Below are 9,973 nucleotides of genomic sequence, written 5' to 3' on the forward strand. Positions count from 1 at the left end.
CGCCGTCAAGTCGCGTCAACTTGATCATGGATGGGTTCCCCGTTCGGATTGGTCACGCCCACATAGGACAATGTGACTCGACGTGAGTCTGTAGAAAGCTAGATCACGTTGTGGCAACAAGACGTCAGTTGCAAAAAAGAAACAGCTCGTTCCGGTGAGCGTTATAGGCAACATGTTGACTTAATCGGCTTTATCGTCACAGCCGGAACGTTTTATCCGACCACCGCACGCCATCGGCTTTGGGATAACCGTTCGGAGTAGCGGTGTTCCGCGAGTCGCTCGTCAAGATCGAACGTTTTATTCGCTGCGTCGAGGCCGATACAGGTCCAGCGTTTCGCGACCAGCAAGCCCTGCGAACAAGGCGACAATTTCTTGGCGCCCCTGTTTTAGGTCTTCGGCAAGATCGCCCGTGGACGATTGGCCGATACGGAAGAAGTAGTCTGCCGGAAGCGAGAAATCCAACGGAATCTCATCCGAATCGCCAATCGCCAGGATCACGGCCTCGGAATCGAGCGGATCGGCCTGTCCATAGACGCTGGTCAATTCCAGTCGGAAATCGGGAGGGATCGGATCGTCGTCTTCAGCGTCCTCTTCGTCGAGTTCGACCGGTACGGTCGAGATCTTCGTCACGCGCGATGGACAGCGAAGACGGCCTTCGAGCAAGTCTCCTGCGACGATTCCCTTCAATGCTTTTTCGACCCAATCCTGGTACGTCATGGGCAACGTTTGAGGAAGCAGTTCGGGGTCTTGCGCGTGCAGAGCAGAAACTGCCAGCGGCGACAGACACTCGTGCGGCATGATCGGCAGCGGCGATTCATAGTGAACGCGTTGCGAATGTCCTACCCCGCGCTTCGATCAAGCTCACGTTATAGCCAAGGAATCGGCCGTACAGCGCCGCTTCGACGCCGAGCGGTCCCGCCCCAACAATTGCAATACTGCCAGGCGGATCGAGAGTCGCGATTTCAGAGTTCATATATAAATCTCAATTGAAAAAGGTGTCGGGCACCTTTGGGGTACAGGGTGGTTTGAGGGTTTGCCAATTTTGACTTTAAGGTGTCGGGCACTTTTTTTGCTGTTTGCCGACTCGGAAGGGTTCGAGGTCGATCGGGGGCGTTTGACCGGTGATCAAGTCGGCAAGACAGACCGCGGTGGCGGGCGAGAAATGGATGCCGCTTCGGTAATGGCCCGAGGCAACATACAAATGAGGCTTCTCGGGGACGCGGCCGATCATCGGAAACCCATCGAACGTCAACGGTCGAAGTCCGGCACACTTTTGGACCGTCACGGCCGAGCGAAGCTCGGGGACCAAATCGATGGCGAATTGGCGAAGCGTTTCGATCATTTCCTCGGTCGTCGATTTGTCAAAGCCGACCTCTTCTTCGCACGATCCGATCAGCGTCCGGCCGTCGTCGCGGCACAGCACGTAACGATTACCGATATTGATTACCGAACGAAGCAGAGGACGCTCCGATTTAACGACTAGAATTTGACCTCGAATCGGAATCAAACTGTGCGTCAATCGCAATTCGGGCGATACCAAACCCGTCCAAGATCCACCACACACGATCACCATGTCACTTTCGATCCAGCCCGTGGTGGTTTGCACTGCTGCCGAGGCGTGGTGGTGGCGAATATCAAGTACCGCGGTTTGCTGCGATATCGTGACTCCGGCGGCAAGACAAGCTTGGTGTAATGCGTCGAGGTAACGCGGCGAGTCGATTTGGTATTCGTCGGGCACCCACCATGGCTGGGCATCAGGATGTTGCGAAAGCCAACGGGCGAGCGCGGGTTCACGCGACTGCAACACATCCATCGTGGTACGTTCGCACTGGATATGCATCTCGCTCCAATAATCGGACATTCCAAGCATCACCGCTTTTTCACCCGCTGAATTGGCCAGGTACCAGCCACCACAGCGACGCAGTCCGACGTCAATTCCGGTTGTTTGTTCTAGTCGCCCCGACCACTCGGGAAACAATCGATGGCTGAGCCCACGGAGCTGGTCCATTGGATCGGTGGCCAGATCAAAATTGGCGGGCGGCAGAATACCACCGGCGATCGTAGAGGTGCTCTTGGCGATTTGTCCCTGTTCGAGCACACGGGGTTGGATGCCGCGTTGGGAAAGTTCCCAGGCAAGGCTGAGTCCGATCGCACCGCCGCCGACGATGGTTGCGGTGGTAGGCATCATGACGCTGGATTATGGCTCAAAATGGTGTCGATCCGATCTGCAAACTCGGCAAGCGATCGGTTTTCTAATCGGGATTGGTTTAAATGATCGCGTAGACGATCGAGACATTCGATCGTATCAATATCTTCATTTTCGGGAAGCACCGCCAGCGATAATTGTGTCTCCTCGGCTCGTTGTTTTGTGATTGCGAACACATCGCTTGAACTCCAGGGCATCTCGTGAAATAGACGCCCGAATCGATCCGACCAAGGGCCTCGAAACCCGATCAGGTAGTAGCCGCCATCGATCGCGGGCCCCAGGACGATATCATGAGTTTCGAGTTGCTGTGCCGCATTGGCGATGTCTGATTCGCCAAGCAGGGGGCAGTCAGCGCCAATCAAAATAACGCGGGATGCAGGCGTTTCGCGTGAGGAGGTGTCCCGTTGTGATTCAACGCTCCGTTGTGATTGAAAGCCGAGCTGGGTCTGAAAGAATCGCGACATTCGGTCTCCCAAATCACCGTCGCCCTGCGGGATGATCTCCCAGGCGGCTAATTCCGGTTGCTCGCGGAGACGTGCCCCGTCGGAATCGGGAGCAATCGCAAGGACGCGGCGACTTTGCACCGCGGCTAATTGTCTGCACAAACGCAGTACAAATTCGCGGTGTATCTCGGCTGCCGCGTTCATGCCGATGGAATGACCCAAACGCGTCTTTACTTTCCCGACGGTCCAGTATTTGGCCATGATCCCCAAGGTTAAATCGGATGAGGGGTGTGGCATGTCGGCGTTTTCGAAGGAGACGGCGGTAGAGACGTTGGTGGTGTCGTCGAACAGGATATAGATAGCGAGCACCCGATTGAACCAGGGGCAGCGGTACTCAGCCCATCTGCCCCCGCACCGCTGCTTTGAAACTCTCATGGCTGAACGGGTTACGAAGAGACAATCTGCTTCGCCGGATGGAGGGGCGTTGTTCGCGAGAACATTGAGAAAAATTGCGGCGAAAATAACAGCGGTCCCTCGGTGCCTTCCGGTTCCAGTAAGGAGGTGTTCGCTTTATGGCACTTTGTTGTCCGTAAATGTGCAGACTGTACTGGTTAGGGTGTGTTTAACGGCTTCTAAGAATTTTCCGATTTTTGAGCTGACTGAACCCCCCTGCAGGTGGAGACTCGTTTTTCTTAATGAGTTTTCTCGATGAATCTTCATCTGATGAATCTTCATCAAGTGCTCAGGAATTCCCCCTTCTAGTCATGAGAGTTGAGAGAATGAAAAAGTTCAAACTGGAACGTCTTGAAGAACGAATCGCCCCCAGCAAGATGTCGTACGGCGGAGGGTCCGGGAGCAAGAGTGGCTCGGGAAGCAAGAGTGGCTCGGGAAGCAAAAGTGGCTCGAAGTCGAAGAGCAAATCCAAGTCGAAGAGTAAGTCGAAGTCCAAGTCGAAGAGTAAGTCGAAGAGTAAGTCCAAATCGAAGAGCAAGTCGAAGTCCAAGTCGAAGTCCAAGTCGAAGTCCAAGTCGAAGTCCAAGAGCAAGTCGAAGAGCAAGTCTAAGTCCAAGAGCAAATCCAAGTCGAAGAGCGGTAGCAAGAGCGGCAGCAAGTAAAAGCCGAGAGATGGTTCTGGAGACGAGCATGAGTGCGTCGAGCACCCGTGCTCAAGTGTCCCTGAGTCGCTTGTCTTTGAGCCTGGCTGTCTAAACGGTTTGTTGTCTGCAGGCGACGGACCTGAGCATTTCAGCAGGGGGACGGAGTTTATGTCACATTTGCTTCGTCCACCCTGTTTGTGTTCAATAGAGAATGATCTTTCATTTGCATGGATCGCGTTTCACTTAATTCTTGAGCGGTGAGCGGACGATGGGCCACAAGAAGAAAAAAAACAAGCAGCGGAAATCGGAAGAGTGCTCACGCTGTACTCGCGAAGGCGAAGCGTTTTACTGCTTCAAAAAGAACTACGTCTTTGACATCGATATGGCGAGAGCGTTTGTCAGTGACGGTCGCGAGTCGATCGAGCTTGAACCGGAGGACGTTAACTATTCGGTTGACCGGGTGGAAATCAACGAAGGGCATCTAGCTCACGTCGATCCGAGTATCCCCGGTATTGTGGCTCATTTATACTACCCGGCCGAGGATGGGACCCTCGTTCACGCGCACCGATTGATTGATGGTCATCATCGCGCCAGTCGTTGTCGCCAGGACAAGATGCCGTTTTATGTTTACGTGTTAAGCGAGGAAGAGAGTATCGCGACCCTAATCCGATCGCCCAAAGGGTCGACTCCGGAGCATCTCGTTGGTGCCAAAGTTCCCGTTCTCGATTGATGATTTGCTTGGCCCGAATGCCACTGTCGATAAGCTCGGTGTCAGTTCCGCCTCATGTCTACCGAAACCCCTGTCGCTACCGAAACCCCTGTCGCTACCGAGATTCCACCGTCTCTGAGTGACGATATACGCATGTCGACACCGGACCAGGACGGGATCCGGGTGATCAAGAATCGGCGCAAAAATCGTTACATGCGTTTGGGGCCGCAGGAATCATTCCTGTTATCGATGCTCGATGGCCGGACGACGTATGGCGAAATGGCGTTGCGTTTTGAAACCAACTTTCACGAGCCAATCTCGCTCGATGAATTTGGTGACTTTATCGCGTTGGCCAAAAGCGAAGGGTTGCTTCACAGCACTTCATCCCGGGAATCCCGGTCCGAGCAAGATACGCCGAAAACGCTCCGGGAACTCTATCGCCAATGTGTCAAGGCAGCCAAGAAGCAGAGTTTGCTCTTTTTCCGAGTCAAACTTTATGATCCCAACCAAACGCTGAATTGGTTAGAGCCGAAGACGCGATTGTTGTTCAGTCCAACGCTGTTCGTCGCGGCAGTGTGCTGCGGGATGATCGCTTTGGGAACCGTGTGGATACAACGCGATTTGTTCGTCCAACAATTTGCGGCCAACTTCGGCTGGCAAGCCTTTGTCGTGGCGTGGAGCACTACGATTTTGATCACCATCTGTCATGAATTTGGTCATGGATTGGCCTGCAAGCGTTACGGAGGTGATGTCCACGAGATGGGGGCCTTGTCGATCTTTTTTACTCCCTGTTTTTACTGCAACGTCTCGGACGCGTGGTTGTTACCGAGTCGTTGGCAGCGATTGCTGATCAGCATGGCAGGAACGTATGTCGACTTTTGGGTGTGGATTGTCGCGGTAGCGGTTTGGCGGGTGACAACGCCGCAGTCCGCATTGAACTTTGCGGCGTGGGTGATCGTGTCGACGTGCGGATTGCGAGTTGCATTTAATTTAAACCCATTGATGCGTTTGGATGGTTATTATGCACTTTGCGATCTGCTGCATACTCACAATTTGCGTCGCCGAGCTCGGAAGCGTTTTGTGGGATATTCACGGTGGTTTCTATGGGGCGGTGAAAAACCAGAGCCGAGTTCCGAGCATACGATGTTGATGTTGTATGGAGCCGGAAATTGGGTATTCACCGTGGGGCTTTTGGGGCTGATGAGTTTCCAAGCATCGGTGTATTTGCAATCGATGATGGGGATTGGCGGTGTCATGGCCGCGTTTGGTTTCTTTTCGTTGACAACGAAAAACTATTTCAAAGGAACACTCGGAGAGAATTTCAGTACGATGTTTCGTTTACGTAAACTCCGCGTTTTCTTGGGGCTAGCAGTCTTAGTCGGCATCCTGGCCATTCCCATTCACGATCGTGCTGGCGGTGAATTCCATGTTCGCCCGGTGGTTCGTCGCGAGGTGCGGGCGCCGATCGCCGGCTTCTTGCGCGAGATCAACGCAGACGAAGGCGATTTGGTGGCGGCTGATTCGCAGCTGGCGATGATCGAGGTGCCTGAGTTAACCAGCAATATCGCTCGCAAGAAATCGGAAATCGCGGAATCCGAAGCGCTCTTACGGCGTCTGAACTGTGGGCCTCGGGTTGAGGAAATCAACGAACAAAAAGAGCGGATTCAGCGCGCGACGCATTGGAAACAGTTGGCCGAAAGCGACCTCCAACGTGCGCGGCTCAGTTTGGTCCAAGAGTTGGCTGCGTTGGAGTTGTCGGTCCAGCGTGCCAAAGCGCAAGTCGAGTATCGCAGCGAAATTCTTGCTCAGATGCAATCGCTGCACGATCGAGGTGGATTGGCCGGACAACAATTGCTGACGCATCAAAAGAACCACCAAGATGCGGTTCTCGATGCAAACCGAGCCGTTGCAGAAATGCGAGCTCGCGAGGCAGAGGGAGTGATCCGTTTCGAAGGTGAATTGGCACGACGCGAAAAGGCGCTGGCGGATGCGGTCGGCGCGCTGACGTTGTTGGAAGCTGGTTCACGGCGTGAAGACATTGATGCCGAAAAGGCTCGGTTGCAGCGGCTCAACGAAGAACTAAAGCATCTGCTGCATCAGCAATCACAACAGTTGGTGAAATGTCCCGTCGGCGGCACGATCATTACCCCACGGTTCAAAGAAAAAATCGGTGTGTTCGTCGAACGTGGGATGCCCTTGTGCGTGATCGAGGACCTGCAGCAGCTTGAAGCGGAGATATCCGTTTCGGAAAAGGATGCTCGCGTCTTGGTCGCGGGGCATCCGATCACGTTGAAGCCTCGTTCGCTGCCGTTTACCAGCATCCCCGCGACCGTCGATCGTATCGCTCCGGCAGCTCAATCGGCGATTCCCAATGCACCTCGTACCGTGACCGTTTATTGTGTGGTGGATAATCGCGAGGCAACGCTACGGACCGGGATGACTGGCTTTGGACGCATTCGGTCCGAACGGCAACCGCTCGGAATCTTGCTGTTTCAAGCCGGCGCACGTTTGGTCCGAAGTGAATTCATGTGGTGACGTGGCGTAAAGGGGGGCGTCTCGGTGGTCAAATCGTCCATCGGTTTTAAATCGTGTGCCCGTGTACCATTGTCACTGCCTCGTGATGGCTTAATGCTGCGTCGCGGTTTCGACAAAGCTTTCGAACTCATCATTGGTCCAAAGATCACGATGAAGTGGACTCATGATCACGGGCTCGGCATCTTTGGGCAATGCAATCGATTGGCGGCAAGGGTCACCCAGATAGTAGATCGCGAAAAAGTCGAGCAGCGTACCTTTGATTTCTTCAAATTGCACGATCTCGAAGTTATAGTTCGTGAGCGTTCCCGCGACAGCAATTGCCGCATCGGTACGCGAGCGAATCGCGCGATAGTAGTCATCCAGATAAGGCAACATCCAATTGTTGTCGCCCGAATCGGGGGCCGGGTTCTGATAACGTAATTTCGCGCCGCGCGCCCACTCATCGGCCGCTTCGAGTTGTAATTTTGCTTGTTCGTATTCTTGGTACGCGTACTCGATTCGTTGTGCCGATTCGCTGATTTCGTGCGAGACCGAGAAGATTTGCTGCTGCAGCAACTCGCTGTCTCGCACCAAGTTTACACGTGCTTCTTGAGCCAACGCTTTGGCTTGCCGCAATCCCACTGGCATCGACATCGTGATGCCAAGCTGGAGGTCGGAAAAATCGGCGGTGGCCATTTGTTCGATCGCGTCGCCTAGGTTTTCGCCCAAACCGTTCATCCGGTACAAGGCAGTGAAATCGAGATTGGGTTTGCGCTGATTGTTGCGGACCAAAAGTTCGAGTCGCCGCAGACCGATTTCGAGTCGACGCTGTACCACGTCGGGGCGGTTATCGATCGCCTGGAAATAGGCGCCCTGCGGATCGACTTGGATTTTTTGGTCGGTTGGCTCGGTGATCGCGACGAGGGTGCCACCGGCGCCGGGCGACAGCTTCAATAGGTTGCGCAAACGCAGTTCTCTCGACACCCGTTCGGACTGTAGCCGAATGTACTCTTGTTGATACTCGTGAAGCTGGGCGCGTGCTTTGGCGACGTCGGCTTGGATGACCAACTTGGCTGCCAGCGATTCTCGTTGAATCCGCACGATCTCTTCGAGGATCGGGATGACTTTGCGATATTCTTCGACGGCGACTTGAGCTTGATACAGGTCCCAGAACGCTTCGGTGACACTGCGTACCGACTCCATCAGCGAGCCTTTGAAATCCCAGGCGGATTGTTCCATCTCGATCCTTGCGATCTGGATCGGCGCCATATTGACCTGAGTCCCCGCACCTCGAAGCAGCGGTTGGCGAAGCGACAATGCCAACTCGCTTGCGTATGTCGGATTGAAACCCGATGAGGTCGAATCAGGTAGGAATAGATAACCGGGATTGGGATTGTAGGCTGCCTGAACGCTACCGCCATTGCGGAGCGGTTTGGTTAGCGATGCGGTTAGCGCCCGTTCATCTCGTTGAAGCGGTTCCGTCAAACCCGGGCCGAAAAAGGCATTCGGAGGATTATTGAATTCGTTGCTATAAAATTGCGATTCAAATTGGCTGTCAAAGGCAGCCAGGGCGGCTTGCATCCGTGCTTCGGACGCCTCGACGTCATAAAAGGTGGTTCCCGAAGCGGTGACCTGCCCTGCGTCGGCAACGCGGGCGATTCGCGATTGCTGCAAACTGGTTTCAATGGCTTCGTGTAGCGACAGTTCCCGGTCGGCGGCGATGGCCGATGGGGATTCCTGGTCCCCCTGGCTCGTCTCCCCCGGGCTCGTCTCGTTTTTGGGGCTCAATCCGTTCTGGGGCGTTGTTCCCAGCGAAATTTCTGCCGACGGCGACTCGCTCGCGGTTGCCGACATCTCCGGCGCGACGTCTTTTGTTGTCGTGTTGGCCGAGGCCAGCTGGACGGGAGGCTCCGGTAAGGGCGTCGATTGAACCGTTTGGCTATCTAACGCTTGGTTCGAGCTCAATACATAGTGCATGCTCGTTTGGTCGCGACGTTTAGCCCAGCGATCCGTCCAATGACAGCCCGAGACGATGATGACCAGCATCAGCATGAATGGGGCGTTGGGGCGGAGCATGGCGTTAAGCTGAAGTGAGAATCGCAGACTCAATAATCCGTGGCATCTTTTTGTTTCGAGTAGAAGCAAGTGCTGGTGCTAGCGATTAAGCCGCTTTTTACGAGATTTACCGAGGTCGCAGCGGGATATCCTTGCCCCCTTGCCTAATTTCACTCGGGTTGGTCGGCATCTACCCTGATGGGTGTGTGCCAGCGATAAGCAGGTAGGCAGAATAGTCCCCAAACGCGATCTTTGGGGGTAGCACCCATACATCCGATGGGATTTGGCCCCATCATTCCTGCTTACCCGCCTGGAAATAAGGCGTTTTGGTGTCAATGTGGCCGGGGGCGCGTACTCGGAATCGGCGGGGGGCTCTGGTGGCAGAATAGGAACAGCGGGAGCTGGAATCGATTCACCGGCAAAGTATACAGACTTGGGGGCCGGTTGATTTCATCGAGTGAAAAATTCGCGTAATGTAGAATTTCGGCTAGGATAAGGTTATTCACGTGATCCAGAAATTGTTATGCTTCTTCGCGCGTGCAATTGACAACCTTCAAGGAAACATCGGGACGGCATGTCCAAGATTTCCACGGAAAAATTTCTCGAGATGGTCGAGAAAAGTGGTCTAGTCGAGCAAGCGACCCTGAAACGCTTGTTAGAGAAGGTGCGCGCCAAGTGTGAAGGCCAACTCCCCTCGGACGCCAATAAACTGGCGGCCCTGTTCCGCCGCCAGGGACTATTGACGCAGTGGCATCTCGATAAGTTGCTGGTCGGGAAATACAAGGGTTTCTTTCTTGGCAAATACAAGCTGCTCGGCCACATCGGTTCGGGTGGGATGAGCAGTGTTTATCTTGCCGAGCACATGCGTTTGGGCGACAAACGAGCCATTAAGGTGTTACCCAAGAAACGCGTCAACGACGCCACCTACTTGGCCAGATTCCAGCTCGAA

Annotated in this window: 7 protein-coding genes and 1 pseudogene; 3 read left to right on the forward strand and 5 right to left on the reverse strand. The window is 54.3% G+C overall.

What is annotated here, in order from left to right:
• Positions 1-297: 297 nt before the first annotated feature.
• The 4 genes from RMSM_RS04375 to RMSM_RS36395 form a co-directional block, all read right to left on the reverse strand.
• Positions 298-798, reverse strand: a complete 501-nt coding sequence (locus RMSM_RS04375) for a hypothetical protein (protein ID WP_008692145.1) — start codon at positions 796-798, stop codon at positions 298-300.
• Between the two features lie 16 nt (positions 799-814).
• Positions 815-973 carry an FAD-dependent oxidoreductase gene (locus RMSM_RS39555; protein WP_008692147.1) on the reverse strand — a complete coding sequence of 53 codons (159 nt, stop codon included), beginning with the start codon at positions 971-973 and terminating at the stop codon, positions 815-817.
• 75 nt (positions 974-1,048) lie between these two features.
• On the reverse strand, positions 1,049-2,188 hold the full coding sequence (locus RMSM_RS04380) for an NAD(P)/FAD-dependent oxidoreductase (RefSeq protein WP_008692148.1): 1,140 nt from the start codon (positions 2,186-2,188) through the stop codon (positions 1,049-1,051).
• On the reverse strand, positions 2,185-3,018 hold the full coding sequence (locus tag RMSM_RS36395) for a TIGR04282 family arsenosugar biosynthesis glycosyltransferase (protein WP_008692150.1): 834 nt from the start codon (positions 3,016-3,018) through the stop codon (positions 2,185-2,187). The genes RMSM_RS04380 and RMSM_RS36395 overlap by 4 nt, the downstream gene beginning before the upstream one ends.
• Positions 3,019-4,014: 996 nt before the next feature.
• On the opposite strand from RMSM_RS36395, the gene RMSM_RS04395 reads away from it, so the two are divergent.
• Positions 4,015-4,476, forward strand: a complete 462-nt coding sequence (locus RMSM_RS04395) for a hypothetical protein (RefSeq protein ID WP_008692151.1) — start codon at positions 4,015-4,017, stop codon at positions 4,474-4,476.
• 54 nt (positions 4,477-4,530) lie between these two features.
• On the forward strand, positions 4,531-6,990 hold the full coding sequence (locus RMSM_RS04400) for an efflux RND transporter periplasmic adaptor subunit (RefSeq protein ID WP_008692152.1): 2,460 nt from the start codon (positions 4,531-4,533) through the stop codon (positions 6,988-6,990).
• Between the two features lie 90 nt (positions 6,991-7,080).
• Here RMSM_RS04400 and RMSM_RS04405 read toward each other — a convergent pair whose 3' ends face one another.
• Positions 7,081-9,045: a TolC family protein gene (locus RMSM_RS04405; RefSeq protein WP_040764076.1), complete on the reverse strand. Its 1,965-nt coding sequence runs from the start codon at positions 9,043-9,045 to the stop codon at positions 7,081-7,083.
• Between the two features lie 553 nt (positions 9,046-9,598).
• On the opposite strand from RMSM_RS04405, the pseudogene RMSM_RS04410 reads away from it, so the two are divergent.
• Positions 9,599-9,973, forward strand: a pseudogene (locus RMSM_RS04410) (serine/threonine protein kinase); the annotation flags it as partial.

The sequence above is a fragment of the Rhodopirellula maiorica SM1 genome (assembly GCF_000346295.1).
In the GTDB taxonomy this organism is placed as follows: Bacteria; Planctomycetota; Planctomycetia; order Pirellulales; family Pirellulaceae; genus Novipirellula; species Novipirellula maiorica.

What these genes read in the sequence shown, in the direction of transcription:
- RMSM_RS04375 (WP_008692145.1), bottom strand. Translation starts at nt 798, where the DNA reads ATGCCGCACGAGTGTCTGTCGCCGCTGGCAGTTTCTGCTCTGCACGCG.
- RMSM_RS39555 (WP_008692147.1), bottom strand. Translation starts at nt 973, where the DNA reads ATGAACTCTGAAATCGCGACTCTCGATCCGCCTGGCAGTATTGCAATT.
- RMSM_RS04380 (WP_008692148.1), bottom strand. Translation starts at nt 2,188, where the DNA reads ATGATGCCTACCACCGCAACCATCGTCGGCGGCGGTGCGATCGGACTC.
- RMSM_RS04395 (WP_008692151.1), top strand. Translation starts at nt 4,015, where the DNA reads ATGGGCCACAAGAAGAAAAAAAACAAGCAGCGGAAATCGGAAGAGTGC.
- RMSM_RS04400 (WP_008692152.1), top strand. Translation starts at nt 4,531, where the DNA reads ATGTCTACCGAAACCCCTGTCGCTACCGAAACCCCTGTCGCTACCGAG.
- RMSM_RS04405 (WP_040764076.1), bottom strand. Translation starts at nt 9,045, where the DNA reads ATGCTCCGCCCCAACGCCCCATTCATGCTGATGCTGGTCATCATCGTC.